17 protein-coding genes are annotated in these 14,167 nt (G+C 71.3%); 12 read left to right on the plus strand and 5 right to left on the minus strand.

Features of this window, described 5'->3' with window-relative positions; genetic code table 11:
• Positions 1–3: 3 nt before the first annotated feature.
• From HDC93_RS18590 to HDC93_RS18605, 4 genes are all read left to right on the plus strand, one after another.
• Entirely contained in the window at positions 4–1,014 is a 1,011-nt protein-coding gene (locus tag HDC93_RS18590; RefSeq protein WP_185012040.1) for an ABC transporter permease, read from the plus strand.
• Positions 1,011–2,093, plus strand: coding sequence for an ABC transporter ATP-binding protein (locus tag HDC93_RS18595; RefSeq protein ID WP_185012041.1), 1,083 nt, complete (start codon positions 1,011–1,013; stop codon positions 2,091–2,093). Before HDC93_RS18590 ends, HDC93_RS18595 begins: the two co-directional genes overlap by 4 nt.
• Complete coding sequence (locus HDC93_RS18600) at positions 2,090–3,250, plus strand: dipeptide ABC transporter ATP-binding protein (protein WP_311774575.1); 1,161 nt, start codon at positions 2,090–2,092, stop codon at positions 3,248–3,250. Before HDC93_RS18595 ends, HDC93_RS18600 begins: the two co-directional genes overlap by 4 nt.
• 85 nt (positions 3,251–3,335) lie before the next feature.
• Positions 3,336–4,010 (plus strand): trimeric intracellular cation channel family protein, encoded by a 675-nt coding sequence (locus HDC93_RS18605; protein WP_185012042.1) that lies wholly within the window; start codon positions 3,336–3,338, stop codon positions 4,008–4,010.
• Here the strand turns inward: HDC93_RS18605 and HDC93_RS18610 are convergent.
• Positions 3,901–5,136: an esterase family protein gene (locus tag HDC93_RS18610; protein ID WP_185012043.1), complete on the minus strand. Its 1,236-nt coding sequence runs from the start codon at positions 5,134–5,136 to the stop codon at positions 3,901–3,903. The genes HDC93_RS18605 and HDC93_RS18610 overlap by 110 nt on opposite strands.
• Positions 5,137–5,281: 145 nt before the next feature.
• On the opposite strand from HDC93_RS18610, the gene HDC93_RS18615 reads away from it, so the two are divergent.
• Entirely contained in the window at positions 5,282–6,142 is an 861-nt protein-coding gene (locus tag HDC93_RS18615; RefSeq protein WP_185012044.1) for a thioesterase family protein, read from the plus strand.
• Between the two features lie 355 nt (positions 6,143–6,497).
• Positions 6,498–6,644, plus strand: a complete 147-nt coding sequence (locus HDC93_RS38505; protein ID WP_260419652.1) for a hypothetical protein — start codon at positions 6,498–6,500, stop codon at positions 6,642–6,644.
• A 202-nt stretch (positions 6,645–6,846) separates the two neighbouring features.
• On the opposite strand, the gene HDC93_RS18625 is transcribed toward HDC93_RS38505, so the two are convergent.
• Positions 6,847–7,485, minus strand: a complete 639-nt coding sequence (locus tag HDC93_RS18625; RefSeq protein ID WP_185012046.1) for a TetR family transcriptional regulator — start codon at positions 7,483–7,485, stop codon at positions 6,847–6,849.
• Positions 7,486–7,601: 116 nt separating this feature from the next.
• On the opposite strand from HDC93_RS18625, the gene HDC93_RS18630 reads away from it, so the two are divergent.
• The 3 genes from HDC93_RS18630 (at position 7,602) to HDC93_RS18640 (ending at position 9,393) form a co-directional block, all read left to right on the plus strand.
• Positions 7,602–7,766, plus strand: coding sequence for a hypothetical protein (locus HDC93_RS18630; protein ID WP_031103608.1), 165 nt, complete (start codon positions 7,602–7,604; stop codon positions 7,764–7,766).
• A 50-nt stretch (positions 7,767–7,816) separates the two neighbouring features.
• Positions 7,817–8,083, plus strand: coding sequence for a DUF4190 domain-containing protein (locus tag HDC93_RS18635; RefSeq protein WP_185012047.1), 267 nt, complete (start codon positions 7,817–7,819; stop codon positions 8,081–8,083).
• 140 nt (positions 8,084–8,223) lie between these two features.
• The gene (locus HDC93_RS18640; RefSeq protein ID WP_185012048.1) at positions 8,224–9,393 is read left to right on the plus strand and encodes a cysteine desulfurase family protein; all 1,170 of its coding nucleotides are present in this window, start codon (positions 8,224–8,226) and stop codon (positions 9,391–9,393) included.
• 216 nt (positions 9,394–9,609) lie between these two features.
• Here HDC93_RS18640 and HDC93_RS18645 read toward each other — a convergent pair whose 3' ends face one another.
• Positions 9,610–10,275 (minus strand): N-acetylmuramoyl-L-alanine amidase, encoded by a 666-nt coding sequence (locus HDC93_RS18645; protein ID WP_185012049.1) that lies wholly within the window; start codon positions 10,273–10,275, stop codon positions 9,610–9,612.
• 60 nt (positions 10,276–10,335) lie between these two features.
• On the opposite strand from HDC93_RS18645, the gene mnmA reads away from it, so the two are divergent.
• Positions 10,336–11,466, plus strand: a complete 1,131-nt coding sequence (mnmA, locus tag HDC93_RS18650; protein ID WP_185012050.1) for a tRNA 2-thiouridine(34) synthase MnmA — start codon at positions 10,336–10,338, stop codon at positions 11,464–11,466.
• 106 nt (positions 11,467–11,572) lie between these two features.
• Here the strand turns inward: mnmA and HDC93_RS18655 are convergent, their stop codons facing one another.
• Positions 11,573–12,355 carry an alpha/beta fold hydrolase gene (locus HDC93_RS18655; protein WP_185012051.1) on the minus strand — a complete coding sequence of 261 codons (783 nt, stop codon included), beginning with the start codon at positions 12,353–12,355 and terminating at the stop codon, positions 11,573–11,575.
• 61 nt (positions 12,356–12,416) lie between these two features.
• Complete coding sequence (locus tag HDC93_RS18660; RefSeq protein WP_185012052.1) at positions 12,417–12,740, minus strand: DUF427 domain-containing protein; 324 nt, start codon at positions 12,738–12,740, stop codon at positions 12,417–12,419.
• Positions 12,741–12,821: 81 nt separating this feature from the next.
• Between HDC93_RS18660 and HDC93_RS18665 the strand changes: the two genes are divergently transcribed.
• On the plus strand, positions 12,822–13,625 hold the full coding sequence (locus HDC93_RS18665) for a class I SAM-dependent methyltransferase (protein ID WP_185012053.1): 804 nt from the start codon (positions 12,822–12,824) through the stop codon (positions 13,623–13,625).
• Positions 13,622–14,161 carry a TIGR00730 family Rossman fold protein gene (locus HDC93_RS18670; RefSeq protein WP_185012054.1) on the plus strand — a complete coding sequence of 180 codons (540 nt, stop codon included), beginning with the start codon at positions 13,622–13,624 and terminating at the stop codon, positions 14,159–14,161. Before HDC93_RS18665 ends, HDC93_RS18670 begins: the two co-directional genes overlap by 4 nt.
• Positions 14,162–14,167: the final 6 nt, after the last annotated feature.

The raw sequence follows: 14,167 nt of genomic DNA on the forward strand, positions 1-14,167 counted from the left end.
GCTGTGGCTGCGTACATCCTCCGACGCGTCATGGGCGCAGTGCTGTTGCTGCTGGTGGTCAGCGCAGTCACCTTCGCCATCTTCTTCCTGGTACCCCGCATCGGCGGGCAGACGGCCGACCAGTTGGCCACCCAGTACGTCGGCAAGGACGCGAACCCCGCATCCGTTGCCGCGATCAAGCAGAACCTGGGTCTGGACCAGCCGTTCTACGTCCAGTACTGGGACTTCCTCAAGGGCCTCGTGGTGGGCGCCGACTACAAGTTCGGTCCCGACGCGACGCACTGCAGCGCACCCTGCTTCGGGTACTCCTTCAAGAGCCACGTCGAGGTGTGGCCCCAGCTCACGGAGCGGATTCCCGTTTCCTTCTCGCTGGCCGTCGGTGCCGCGGTGATCTGGGTGCTCTTCGGTGTCACGACCGGTGTCATCTCGGCCCTGCGCAAGGGCAAGCCGATCGACCGCGCCGCCATGTTCATCGCCCTCGCCGGCGTCTCGCTCCCGATCTTCTTCACCGGCCAGATCCTGCTGGCGCTCTTCGTCTACGAGATCCCCATTTGGGACAGCGTCGACTACGTCCCGTTCACCGAGAACCCCGCGGAATGGGCCTGGCACCTGGTGCTGCCCTGGATCAGCCTCGCCTTTCTCTTCTCCGCGCTCTACGCCCGGCTCACCCGGGCGGGCATGCTGGAGACGATGAGCGAGGACTACATCAGAACGGCCAGGGCCAAGGGTCTGAAGGAGACCACGGTGGTGGCCAAGCACGGCCTGCGCTCCGCGCTCACCCCGATCGTCACCATCTTCGGTATGGACTTCGGCATCCTCATCGGCTCCGCTGTGCTCACCGAGACCGTCTTCTCGCTCCAGGGCATCGGCGCCTACGCCATCCAGTCCATCCAGACGAACGATTTGCCGATCATCATGGGCGTCACCATGGTCGCCGCGTTCTTCATCGTCTTCTGCAATCTGATCGTCGACCTGGTGTACGCCGCCATCGACCCCCGGGTGAGGTACTCGTGAGCAAGCTCGACAAGGCGGCGCTCGGCGAACCGGACACCACCGCAGCGTCCGTCCCGGACGACGTGTTTCTGTCCGTCCGTGATCTGCGCATCCACTTCGACACCGACGACGGTCTGGTCAAGTCCGTCGACGGCGTCAGCTTCGACGTGCGCAAGGGCAAGACCCTGGGCATCGTGGGCGAGTCCGGCTCCGGCAAGTCGGTCACCTCGCTCGGCGTGATGGGCCTGCACCGCTCGGCGCGCGCCAGGGTCTCCGGCGAGGTCTGGCTCGACGGCCAGGAGCTGATCGGGGCCGACCCCGACGACGTACGGCGGCTGCGCGGCCGGAAGATGGCCATGATCTTCCAGGACCCGCTGTCGGCGATGCACCCCTACTACTCCGTGGGGCAGCAGATCGTCGAGGCGTACCGCGTCCACCACGACGTCAGCAAGAAGGTCGCCCGGCAGCGGGCGGTCGAGATGCTCGACCGGGTCGGCATCCCCGAGCCCGCCAAGCGCGTCGACGGCTACCCGCACGAGTTCTCCGGCGGTATGCGCCAGCGCGCCATGATCGCCATGGCGCTGGTGAACAACCCCGAGCTGCTCATCGCCGACGAGCCGACCACCGCGCTGGACGTCACCGTGCAGGCGCAGATCCTGGACCTGATCCACGATCTGCAGAAGGAGTTCGGCTCCGCGGTCATCATGATCACCCACGACCTGGGTGTGGTCGCCGAGATGGCCGACGACCTGCTGGTCATGTACGGCGGCCGGTGCGTGGAACGCGGCCCCGCCGAGGACGTGTTCTCCCGGCCCCGGCACCCCTACACCTGGGGTCTGCTCGGCTCGATGCCGCGCATGGACCGCGAGGAGACCGACCGGCTCATCCCGATCAAGGGTGCGCCGCCCTCCCTCATCAACCTCCCGTCCGGCTGCGCCTTCAACCCGCGCTGCCCGTACGCGGACGTCCCGAAGGACAACGTCACCCGCACGGTCCGCCCCGAGCTGACCGAGGTCGGCGGCTCGCACTGGGCCGCCTGCCACATGACGCAGGAGCAGCGGGAGCGTATCTGGACCGAAGAGATTGCGCCGAAGCTGTGAGCGACGACAAAACGGTGAGCACACCGGACACCAGCGGGAGCACCCTCACCAAGGGCACCACCGCCGACGGCGAGGTCCTGCTGAAGGTGACCGGCCTTCAGAAGCACTTCCCGATCCGCAAGGGCCTGCTCCAGCGGCAGACCGGCGCGGTGCGTGCCGTCGACGGTATCGACTTCGAGGTGCGCAAGGGCGAGACGCTCGGCGTCGTCGGCGAGTCGGGCTGCGGCAAGTCCACCATGGGCCGGCTGATCACCCGGCTGCTGGAACCGACCGGCGGCTCGGTCGAGTTCGAGGGCCAGGACATCACGCACCTGAAGACCGGCGAGCTGCGCCCCATGCGCCGCGACGTGCAGATGATCTTCCAGGACCCGTACTCCTCGCTGAACCCCCGCCACACGATCGGCACGATCGTCGGCGCCCCCTTCCGGCTCCAGGGCGTCGAGCCCGAGGGCGGTGTGAAGAAGGAGGTCCAGCGGCTGCTGTCGGTGGTCGGCCTCAACCCCGAGCACTACAACCGCTACCCGCACGAGTTCTCCGGCGGCCAGCGCCAGCGCATCGGCATCGCCCGCGCGCTCGCCCTCAATCCCAAGCTGGTCGTGGCGGACGAGCCGGTCTCCGCGCTGGACGTGTCGATCCAGGCGCAGGTGGTGAATCTGCTGGACGACCTCCAGCAGGAGCTGGGCCTGACGTATGTGATCATCGCGCACGACCTGTCGGTCGTCCGGCACGTCTCGGACCGGATCGCGGTGATGTACCTCGGCAAGATCGTCGAGCTGGCGGAACGCGACCAGCTGTACAAGTCCCCGATGCACCCGTACTCCAAGGCCCTGCTGTCGGCCGTGCCGGTTCCGGACCCGAAGCGCCGGGGCGCCAAGAGCGAGCGCATCCTGCTCAAGGGCGACGTGCCCTCGCCGATCGCCCCGCCGAGCGGCTGCCGCTTCCACACCCGGTGCTGGAAGGCGACGGAGATCTGCAAGACGACCGAGCCGCCGCTCAAGGAGCTGCGGGCCGGGCAGCAGGTCGCCTGTCACCACCCGGAGAACTTCGCGGACCAGCAGCCGCAGGACACCAAGCTGCTGTCGTCGGCGCACGAGGCGGCCGCGGAGAACAACGTGGGGAAGACCGCGGGGGACGACGCCGCGACCGTGGAGAAGTGAGTCCGGCCGGACCGGAAGCGAGTCCACCCGAGCCCCCGCCCTCGTACATCAGGGCGGGGGCTCACCCGTGGGTGAAAATGACGGGGTGCTCCAGCAACTCTTCAGCCCGTCCGTCCAGCACACGCTCGACCTGATCGGCATCTTCGTCTTCGCGATCTCCGGCGCCCTGCTGGCCGTGCGGAAGAACTTCGACGTGTTCGGCATGGCCGTCCTCGCCGAGGTCACCGCGCTGGGCGGCGGGCTGTTCCGGGACCTGGTCATCGGGGCCGTACCGCCCGCCGCCTTCACGGACCTGGGGTACTTCCTCACCCCGCTGCTCGCCACCCTCCTGGTCTTCTTCCTGCACCCGCAGGTGGAACGCATCCAGGTCGCGGTGAACGTCTTCGACGCGGCCGGCCTCGGCCTGTTCTGCGCCGCCGGCACGATCAAGGCGTACGAGTACGGGCTGGGCCTGACCGCCTCGGCCGGACTCGGGCTGACCACCGCCGTGGGCGGCGGTGTGCTGCGGGACGTCCTCGCCAACGAGGTGCCCTCGCTGCTGCGCTGGGACCGCGACCTGTACGCGGTCCCGGCGATCGTCGGCTCCGCGCTGATCGCCCTGTGCATCCGCTACGACGTCCTGAACCCGCTCACCAGCGGCCTCGCGGTGATCACCGCCTTCGTACTGCGCCTGCTCGCGATGCGGTACCACTGGCGAGCTCCGCGGGCGTGGCACCGCCGGTCGACGGTGAGCGAGGAGGAGCAGCCCGTCCTGCCGTGACGGGGCGGGCGCCCATCTCCTGGGTCAGCCACCGGAACACCGGCACCACCTGCGGCCGCCACAGCGCCATGTTGTGGCCGCCCGCGCTCTTCGGGATGTACACGACGTGCACCGTCGTCGGGGCCCTCGCGGTCTGCTCCAGGGCCACGGCGGCCTCGTAGCCGTCGTGCGGCTGGCCGGAGAGGTACAGCGCGATCCGCGGCGGGACGGGTGACCGGCGCAGCATCAGGAAGGGGTTGTTCGCGGCGCGCAGGGCGGGGCTCTGCGCGGTGAGGGAGTCGCGTTCGCCGATCGGGTCGTTGTAGCCGGACAGGCTGACGGCGGCCCGGTAGCGGTCGGGGTGGGCGACGGCGAGCCGGGCCGCGCAGTGCGCCCCGGCGGAGTAGCCGGCGACGGCCCAGCCCCGCGGGGCGGACTGGGCGCGGAAGTTGTCCGTCACCATCTTCGGCACGTCGACACTCAGCCAGGTGTCGGCGTCGACGGTGCCCGGGATGTTGGCGCAACCGGTGTCCACGCCGGCCAGCAGGTTGGTGCGGGGGGCGACCAGGATGAACGGGGCGACCTGCCCGCTCCGCATCAGCGGCAGCAGTTGCTCGTGCGCGTGCAGTGAGCCGAACCACGCCTTCGCCGAGCCGGGGTAGCCGGGCAGCAGCTCCACCACCGGGAACCTGTGGTGCCGGTAGGCCGGTTCGTCGTACTGCGGCGGCAGCCAGACGTAGACCTCCGCGTTCACCCCCGACACCCGGCCCCTGAGCTGGGTCACCCGCACCCCGCCGGCCGCGCTCATCCCTGGCCCGGTGGCCGGCTCGAAGGCCTGCCGCACCTTGGGCAGCCGCTCGAGCGCGATCCCGCCGGTGCCGTCGGCGCCCAGATTCGCCGCCTCCTGCACGTGGTCGCCGGTGCCGAGCAGGTCGGCCCAGTTGTCGTACAGGTTGTTGGCGTTGTTGACCAGCGTGAAGACCAGGGCCACGGCCGTACCCTGGGCGAACAGCAGCATCAGCGCCCGGGCCGCGGCACGCAGGACCCGGGGGCCGCGGATGCGCGACCAGAGGATCAGCGGCAGGACGAGGGTGGCGACGGACAGTACGACCAGCGTGCAGAGGAACGGTGTCCCGGTGAGGCTCATGCCCCTGTAGAGGGACGCGTCGAGCCCCTGGGTTTACGGACGAGTCGGACACTTACCGAGAAATTGCCCGTGTCTCACCAAGGCATGACCTTGACCCGGAGTAGAAAAGCTACCGCTTAGTAGTTAGTTCTTGTACTGTTCAGCCATGCCAGAAGCAGCCACCGCCCCGGCCGCCCGGGCCACGATCGGCGACAGCGAGTTCGACCGCGACACCGCGCTCACCCGCCGCGCGCCGGGCGTCTACGACATCGACCTCTCCGCCGGCTGGACGATCATCAGCGCCGTCAACGGCGGCTACCTGCTGGCCGTCCTGGGCCGCGCCCTCGCGGACACCCTGCCGCACGCCGACCCCTTCACGATCTCTGCGCACTACCTGACCGCGTCCCAGCCCGGCCCGGCGGTCGTCCGCACGGACGTCGTCCGCACCGGCCGCACCCTGTCGACCGGCCAGGCATCCCTCTTCCAGTACGACGACGAGGGTCGCGAGGTGGAACGCATCCGCGTCCTCGCCTCCTACGGCGACCTGGACACCCTGCCCGACGACGTCCGTACGACGGCCCTGCCGCCCGCGATCCCGCCGCTGGAGCACTGCTTCGGCCCGGAGGACGGGCCCGCCCCCGTCGACGGCAGTTCGGCGATCACCGAGCGCCTGATGCTCAAGCTCGACCCGTCCACCCTCGGCTGGGCCTTCGGGCAACCCTCCGGCAAGGGTGAGATGCGGGCCTGGTTCGGACTCGAGGACGGGCGCGATCACGACCCGCTCTCCCTGCTGCTCGCGGTCGACGCCCTGCCGCCCACGGCGTTCGAGATCGGCCTGAAGGGCTGGGTGCCGACCGTCGAGCTGACCGTGCACGTCCGCTGCCGCCCGGCGCCGGGCCCGCTGCGGGTGTCGATCACCACGCGTAACCTCGCCGGCGGCTTCCTGGAGGAGGACGCCGAGGTGTGGGACAGCGCGGACCGGCTGGTCGCCCAGTCCCGGCAGCTGGCGCGGGCCCGGCTGGGCTGAACTTCGCCCGGTCGACAGGCAGGCCACAGGGCGGCCCCAAGGGAGGCCCAAGCGGGATTGGTTGAGTTCACGCCTCAGGACTTCCTCACCCTCCCGGGAGTTGTTTCTCATGAAGCGTGCGCGTCTCCTTCCCGCCGTTGCCCTGCCGGCGCTCTCGCCCCTGGCCCTGGCGGCCTGCGGGTCGGGTGACTCCTCGTCGTCCTCGAACAGCGGCGGGTCCGGTCGGCAGCAGGCCTGCCAGGCGCCGTCGGGGGCGGTCTCGGGAGCCCCTTCCGGCGCACCCTCCGGAGCTCCCTCGGGTGCCGCCTTGGCGGGAGCCGAGCCCACGGGCGCGCCGTCCGGGGCCCCTTCGGGAATGCCCAGCGGCGCGCCGGGAGGCGGGAAGGGCGGCCAGGGCGGTCCCGGTGGGGGGCAGGGCGGCGGCTGTGGCGGCCCGGGCGGCGGCGGTCAGGCCGCGGGCGGGCAGGGGCAGCAGCCCCAGCAGTCGCAGAAGGAGCAGTAGGCGTGGTGCGGGCCCGGGTCCGCCCGGGCACGGCAGGGGCGGCGCGTCCGGGTAACGGGCGCGCCGCCCCTGTGTGTTGTCGCGAGGGTGGATCCGGCGGCGGGGGGTGTCGATGCAGCCGGTGCCGGCGGCGGGGGGTGTCGATGCAGCCGGTGCCGGCGGCCGGGGGTGTCGATCCGGCCGGTGCCGGCGGCCGGGGGTGTCAATCCAGCCAGTGATGCCGACCGAGGCCGATCAGCCGCATCTGGCGGGCCGCCAGCTGTGCGACCTGCCGGGTCCGCTCCGGGCGCTCCTCCTCCGGCCCTTCGAGGGCCTCCAGGAACAGCGACGCCGTGCTCAGCATCTGGTCGACGTAGAGATGCGCGAGCATCAGCAGGTCGTCCTCGCTCCAGCCCTCGGACACCGGGTCCTTGGCCAGTTCGTCCTTGACCTCCTGGGCGAACCGGGCGAGTTGCTCCCGTATCGCCTCCCGGACCGGCTGAACTCCGCCATGTCGTTCACGGGCGATGAACCGGACATGGGCGGGGTACCCGTCGACGTGACGGGCGATCAGGCCGATGGTGCGCGTGACGCGTTCCTCGCGGTCGCCCGTCGTGGACACCGTCGTCCGGATCATCGGGTGCAGGCTGCCCAGCGCCTCCTCGACCAGGGCCACGCCCAGATCCGCCGTGGAGCGGAAGTGGCGGTAGAAGGCGGTCGGGGCGACACCGACGGCGCGGGTGACCTCACGCAGTCCCAGACTGCTCAGGCTCTGCTCCTCGAGCAGCACCAGGGCCGCGTCCAGGAGTGCCTGCCGGGTCTTCTGCTTCTGGGCCTGCCGGATGCCGAGGGTGTGACTCATGCCATGCAGTTAACAACTGTTCTCTGGAATTGAAAAGTCATGACAGGCGTTAGGCTGGGAAGTCAGTGAACAAGTGTAACTACAAGCGTTCACCGAAATCTTGGGGGCTGTTACCCGTGCTGTTCATCGTCGCCGCGCTCCTGCTGCTGGGTGTCGTCCTGGGCACCGTCGCGCACGCGCCGCTCACCTTCTCCGTCGCCGTCGGTGCCGTCATCGCCGTCTGGCTCGGCATCTTCGCGCTCCGCGAGCGCGGTCGCCGGCGCCACACCCAGGCCCACTGACACCGACGCCGTCCACCGTCCCTCCGATCCGACTCCGGGAGTCGATCATCATGCAGCTCACCGCTCCGGCCCCGCGCCGCACCGGTATCCGTGACACCGACGGCATGGCCGTCGCGTCCTTCATCCTCGGCCTGCTCGGCCTGCTCGTGCTCAACCTCTTCCTCGGCCCGATCGCCATCGTGCTGGCGAGCGTCGCCCTGTGGCGCGGCACCGAGCGCCGCGGCCGCGCACTGCTGGGCCTGGGCCTGGGCGTCGCCGACCTGCTGGTCCTCGCGGCCTTCATGGAGTTCGACAGCACCATCTCGTGGAGCTTCTGAGCCGTCGTCGGACAACCGTCCGCCGGTACGCCGCGGCCGGGCCCGGGGACGACGGGCCGTCGCCGCGCCGCACGGCGCTTCACGTTCGGCCAGCCTTGATCCGAGGCCCGCCGAAAGGGAGCCGTAGAATCGGGCTCACCATGGCTTACCTCGACCACGCCGCGACCACCCCGATGCTCCCGGAGGCGGCAGAGGCGCTCACCGCCCAGCTGGGTGCCACCGGCAACGCGTCCTCCCTCCACGCATCCGGCAGGCAGGCCCGCCGCACCGTCGAGGAGGCCCGCGAGACCCTCGCCGAAGCCCTCGGCGCCCGCCCCAGCGAGGTCGTCTTCACCTCGGGCGGCACGGAGGCCGACAACCTGGCCGTCAAGGGCCTGTACTGGTCACGTCGCGACGCCGACCCGGCCCGCACCCGCGTCCTCGCCAGCCCCGTCGAGCACCACGCGGTCCTCGACGCCGTGCACTGGCTCGGCGAACACGAGGGCGCCACCATCGAGTTCCTGCCGGTCGACTCCCACGGCCGAGTCCACCCGGACGCCCTGCGCGAGGCGATCGCCCGCGACCCCGACGACGTGGCCCTCGCCACCGTCATGTGGGCGAACAACGAGATCGGGACGATCCTCCCCGTCCGTGAACTCGCCGGCGCGGCAGCCGAGTTCGCCGTCCCGCTGCACGCGGACGCCGTCCAGGCCTTCGGCCAGATCCCCGTGGACTTCGCCGCCTCCGGCCTCGCCGCGATGACCGTGTCCGGCCACAAGATCGGCGGCCCCTACGGCATCGGCGCACTGATCCTCGGCCGCGAGCACACCCCCGTACCGGTCCTGCACGGCGGCGGCCAGGAGCGCCACGTGCGCTCCGGCACCCTCGACGTGCCCGCCATCGCCTCCTTCGCCGTCGCCGGGCGACTGGCCGCCGAGCAGCGCGAGTGGTTCGCCCGCGAGATCGGCGCCCTGCGCGACGCCCTCGTCAGCGCGGTCCGTTCGGCCGTCCCGGACGCGATCCTCGGTGGCGACCCGGACCCGGGGGGTCGTCTTCCGGCCAATGCGCACTTCACCTTCCCCGGCTGCGAGGGCGACTCCCTGCTGCTCCTGCTCGACGCCCAGGGCATCGAGTGCTCCACCGGCTCCGCCTGCACCGCCGGCGTCGCCCAGCCCAGCCATGTCCTCCTCGCCACCGGGACGGACCCCGACCTGGCCCGCGGCACCCTGCGCTTCTCCCTGGGCCACACCTCCACCGAGGCCGACATAGAGGCTCTGGCGAAGGCCATCGGCCCGGCGGTGGAACGGGCGAGGGCGGCGGGGCTGACCTGACCTGACCTGACCTGACCTGACCTGACCTTGCCGGGGCCGGGGCGGGTCCCGTCGCGAACGGACCGGTGCCGTCAGGCCGGAGTCGTACGTCCCGTCGTGGAAGGGACGGAGTCGTCCGCGCCCGTCGGACAGGGCCGGTGTCGTACGTCCCGTCGTGGAAGGGACGGAGTCGTCCGCGCCCGTCGGACAGGGCCGGTGTCGTACGGTCCCGTCGGATCAGGCCGGTGTCGTCCGAGCCCGTCGGACCAGGCGCATGTACTTCTCCCAGTCCCAGTGCCGCCCCGGGTCCGTGTGGTCCGTGCCCGGGACCTCCACGTGGCCGATGATGTGCTCGCGGTCGACGGGTATGTCGTAGCGGGCGCAGATCCGGGCCGTCAGACGGGCCGAGGCCTCGTACATCTCGTCCGTGAGGTCCCGCGGGCGGTCCACGAAACCCTCGTGCTCGATGCCGACACTGCGTTCGTTGTAGTCGCGGTTGCCCGCGTGGTAGGCCACGTCCAGCTCGCGGATCATCTGCGTGACATGACCGTCCCGCCGGACGATGTAGTGCGCCGCCGCCCGGTGCCCCGGGTCCTGGAAGGCCCTCACCGCGCTGTCGAAGCTGCCCTGTGTGACGTGCACCACGACCATGTCTATGCCGTAGTCGTCGGGGCGGTCCGCGCGCCGCCAGTTCGCCTCCGACGCCGCCACCCAGCGCGCGCCCGTGTAGTCGACCTCGCCCTCCTTGCGCGGCTTCTCGACGCCCGGAGTGCGCCACCACAGGCGCGCCAGCTCGTCCCGGGCGAGCACGGCGGAGCCCGCCGCGGCCACCGTCCCGCCGATCAGCAGCGCGCGGCGGCCGACCTTCCGGTCGCCGTCCTTCGAAGCCTTCCGCTCTCCCATGTGATCGTCAACGGATACCCGGCGGCCCTGGTTCCCGCGTCCCCGTACCCTGGAAGGGTTATGACTGACACCCCGCAGAGCCCCCGCCCCCTCCGCGTCCTGGCCGCCATGTCCGGCGGAGTCGACTCCGCCGTCGCCGCCGCCCGCGCGGCCGAAGCGGGCCACGACGTGACCGGCGTCCACCTCGCGCTCTCCGCGAACCCCCAGTCCTTCCGGACGGGCGCGCGCGGCTGCTGCACCATCGAGGACTCACGCGACGCCCGCCGGGCCGCGGACGTCATCGGCATCCCGTTCTACGTGTGGGACCTCGCCGACCGCTTCCGCGAGGACGTCGTCGAGGACTTCGTCGCCGAGTACGAGGCCGGCCGCACCCCCAACCCGTGCCTGCGCTGCAACGAGAAGATCAAGTTCGCCGCCCTCCTCGACAAGGCGCTGGCGCTTGGCTTCGACGCGGTCTGCACGGGCCACTACGCGCAGGTGATCGTGCGCGAGGACGGCACCCGCGAACTGCACCGCGCCTCCGACATGGCCAAGGACCAGTCGTACGTCCTCGGTGTGCTGGACGACCGGCAGCTCGCCCACGCGATGTTCCCGCTCGGCGACACCCTCACCACCAAGGACGAGATCCGCGCGGAGGCCGAGCGCAGGGGCCTGGCCGTGGCCAAGAAGCCCGACTCGCACGACATCTGCTTCATCGCCGACGGCGACACCCAGGGCTTCCTCGCGAACCGGCTCGGCCGCTCCGAGGGAGACATCGTCGACGAGTCCGGCGCCAAGCTCGGCACGCACGAGGGCGCGTACGGCTTCACCATCGGCCAGCGCAAGGGCCTGCGCATCGGCACCCCCGCCGCCGACGGCAAGCCGCGCTACGTCCTCGACATCTCGCCGGTGGACAACACGGTGACCGTCGGCCCGGCGTCCGCCCTGGACGTCAGCGCCCTCACCGCGATCAAGCCCCGCTGGTGCGGCGCCGCCCCCACCGGCCCCGGCACCTACACGGCCCAGCTGCGCGCCCACGGCGGCGAGACCGAGGTGACCGCCCGCGTCGTCGACGGCACCCTGGAGGTCACCTTCACCGAGCCCGTCCGCGGCGTCGCCCCCGGCCAGGCGATCGTGCTGTACGACGGCACGCGCGTGGTGGGCTCGGCGACGATCGCGTCGACGACCCGGGCGACGGCGGGCGTGGCCTGATCCCGGCGCTGGACCCGGTACCCGATCCCGCCACGAGCACCGGGACCTGATCCCGCCGCGGGACCCGGGGGCGGGCTCCACGCGCGCGTGCCCCCGCGCCCCCGGCTCAGTCCCGGCTGAAGAACTCCGTCAGCACCGGCGCCAGCACGTTCGGCTCGACCATGTGCGTCTGCCCCTGCAGCGTGCGGTACGTGCCCTCGGGGACCGTGTCCGCGATCGCCCGGGCCGCCTCGCGCAGCCACGCGGGGCTCGCGTCGCCCGCGACCGCGAGGACGGGAACAGCGACCGAACCCAGCCGGGAGCGCGGGACCCGGCCGTCGCGCATCACGGCGTCGTCGTAGGCGAGGCTCGTGGCCATCGTCTCCATGCCGGCCCACATGGGGGACTGGCGGGCGCCCTGGATCACCCCCTCGGCCAGACCGGTCAGCCGCAGGAACAGTTCGACCGCGTCCCCGCGCCGCCCCTCGCCGAGCGCCTCCGTCAGCCGCTCCGTGTACTCTGCGCGCTCCTTGGCGCCCTCCTCGGACATCGCGAACGGCGTCTCGTACACCGCGACGCGCCGTACCGGCAGCCCGCTCGCCGCCGCCTCCAGCGCCAGCGCCCCGCCCGAGGAGATGCCGTACAGGAGCGCCTCGCCGCCCACCGCCTCGATCACCGCGGCCAGGTCCTCGACCTCACGCTCCACGGCGTACGGCGCGGTGTCCGCGCTGGCGCCGCGGCCCCGGCGGTCGTACACCACGGCCTGGAAACGCTCCGAGAGCGACACGGCGAGCGGCGCCAGAGTGCCGCCCGTCGACATCGCGCCGCTCACCAGGACGACCGCGGGACCGCGGCCGGTGCTCTCGTAGGCGATGCGGGTGCCGTCGCGCGAAAGGGTCTTCTTGTCCATGCTCATGCAGACTGCCGCACGCCGCGGTGTTCATCGGTGAAGCGGGCGGCGCGTCAGCCGATCAGAACACTTCCACTTCGTAGAAGCACAGGTGGTCCTTGATCTCCGCGACGTCCAGCTTGGGGTCCGGATACGCCCAGACGAGGTCCGCCGCGTCCGGCCGCGACCAGTAGGAGGCGGTGCCCTTGAACGGGCAGTACGTCTGTGTACCGGACGGCGTCAGCAGGTCCAGGCGCACGTCCTCGGGCGGGATGTAGTACCGCTCGGGACAGCCCGTCTCGCGCAGCACCAGCGACCGGTCGCTCTCCGCCAGCACCTGCCCGTCGTGCACCACGCGCACGTGCCCGCCGCCGCGCTCGATGGTGATGCGATGCCCTCTGGTCACGATCGCCCCTCCTCGGGTAGCCGACTCCCGGGGTACAGCGCAGGCTGAAGCGGAGTTCTTCCCTCGCCGCAGGAGGCCCCGATGCGCGCCAAGGAACCGGCCGGAAACCGCTCCCGTCTGCTCCACCAGGTCCGGTACGCGCTGCGCCACCCGGAGCGGGTGCCCGCGCACGCCCGGCGTGCGGTGCGGGACGCCTGGTTGCGGCTGCGCCACCCCGACCACATCGCCTACTACCGGGCCGTCATGGCCTCGGACGCGGCCCGCAGCACCGAGGCGGCGGTCGGGCACAACCCCTCGCGCGAGCAGTGGGCGCGGATCGGCCGCATGCAGTTCGACTACCTGGTGGGCCACGGCCTGAAGCCGCACCACCGGATGCTGGAGATCGGCTGCGGCAACCTGCGCGCCGGGCGGCTGTTCATCGACCACCTCGACACCGGGCACTACTACGGCATCGACATCTCGCCGCACATCCTGCTCGCCGCCCAGGACACCCTCGTCGCCGAGAAGCTCCAGCCCAAACTGCCCTACCTGGCGCTCGCCGACGACCTCACCTTCGCCTTCCTGCCGGACGCCCACTTCGACGTCGTGCACGCGCACAGCGTCTTCTCGCACTCACCGCTGCACGTCATCGAGGAGTGCTTCGCCCACGTCGGCCGGATCCTCGCGGCCGGCGGGTTCTTCGACTTCACCTTCGACCGCACCGAGGGCGAGGAGCACCAGGTCCTGCACGAGGACTTCTACTACCGGACCCGGACCCTCACCGAGCTCGCCGCCCGGCACGGCCTGGACGCCCGGTTCATGGACGACTGGGAGCGCCTGCCCCACCGGCAGTCCAAAATGCGGGTCGTCGTCGCGGGGGACCGGGCCCGTACGGTGGGTTCATGAACATCTGTGTCTTCCTGTCCGCCGCCGACCTCGACGAGCGCTACACCCGCCCCGCGCGGGAGTTCGCCGAGCTGCTGGGCAAGGGCGGTCACACGCTCGTGTGGGGCGGCTCCGACGTCGGCCTGATGAAGGTGGTCGCCGACGGGGTGCAGGAGGCGGGCGGCCGGCTGGCCGGCGTCTCCGTGCAGTTCCTCGCGTCCAAGGCCCGCCCGGGCGTCGACGAGATGGTCGTCGCCAAGGACCTCGCCGAGCGCAAGAGGCTGCTCCTGGAGAAGGCCGACGCCGTGGTGATCATGGTCGGCGGCACCGGCACGCTCGACGAGGCGACCGAGATCCTGGAACTGAAGAAGCACGGGCACACCGACAAGCCGGTGGTCCTGCTCAACACCGCGGGCTTCTACGACGGCCTGAAGGAGCAGTTCCGCCGTATGGACGCCGAGGGCTTCCTGCCCCGGCCGCTCACCGACCTGGTGTTCTTCGCCGAGGAGCCGGTGGGGGCCCTGGCGTACCTGGAGGAGAGCCGGGGCGTCGCGTGACCCGGA

The sequence above is a fragment of the Streptomyces sp. AK010 genome (assembly GCF_014207295.1).
Classification (GTDB): Bacteria; Actinomycetota; Actinomycetes; order Streptomycetales; family Streptomycetaceae; genus Streptomyces; species Streptomyces massasporeus.

Excerpts from the sequence above, each read along its gene's own strand:
- HDC93_RS18610 (WP_185012043.1), bottom strand. The coding sequence starts at position 5,136 with ATGAGCCTCACCGGGACACCGTTCCTCTGCACGCTGGTCGTACTGTCC.
- HDC93_RS18615 (WP_185012044.1), top strand. The coding sequence starts at position 5,282 with ATGCCAGAAGCAGCCACCGCCCCGGCCGCCCGGGCCACGATCGGCGAC.
- HDC93_RS38505 (WP_260419652.1), top strand. The coding sequence starts at position 6,498 with ATGCCCAGCGGCGCGCCGGGAGGCGGGAAGGGCGGCCAGGGCGGTCCC.
- HDC93_RS18625 (WP_185012046.1), bottom strand. The coding sequence starts at position 7,485 with ATGAGTCACACCCTCGGCATCCGGCAGGCCCAGAAGCAGAAGACCCGG.
- HDC93_RS18635 (WP_185012047.1), top strand. The coding sequence starts at position 7,817 with ATGCAGCTCACCGCTCCGGCCCCGCGCCGCACCGGTATCCGTGACACC.
- HDC93_RS18640 (WP_185012048.1), top strand. The coding sequence starts at position 8,224 with ATGGCTTACCTCGACCACGCCGCGACCACCCCGATGCTCCCGGAGGCG.
- HDC93_RS18645 (WP_185012049.1), bottom strand. The coding sequence starts at position 10,275 with ATGGGAGAGCGGAAGGCTTCGAAGGACGGCGACCGGAAGGTCGGCCGC.
- mnmA (WP_185012050.1), top strand. The coding sequence starts at position 10,336 with ATGACTGACACCCCGCAGAGCCCCCGCCCCCTCCGCGTCCTGGCCGCC.
- HDC93_RS18655 (WP_185012051.1), bottom strand. The coding sequence starts at position 12,355 with ATGGACAAGAAGACCCTTTCGCGCGACGGCACCCGCATCGCCTACGAG.
- HDC93_RS18665 (WP_185012053.1), top strand. The coding sequence starts at position 12,822 with ATGCGCGCCAAGGAACCGGCCGGAAACCGCTCCCGTCTGCTCCACCAG.
- HDC93_RS18670 (WP_185012054.1), top strand. The coding sequence starts at position 13,622 with ATGAACATCTGTGTCTTCCTGTCCGCCGCCGACCTCGACGAGCGCTAC.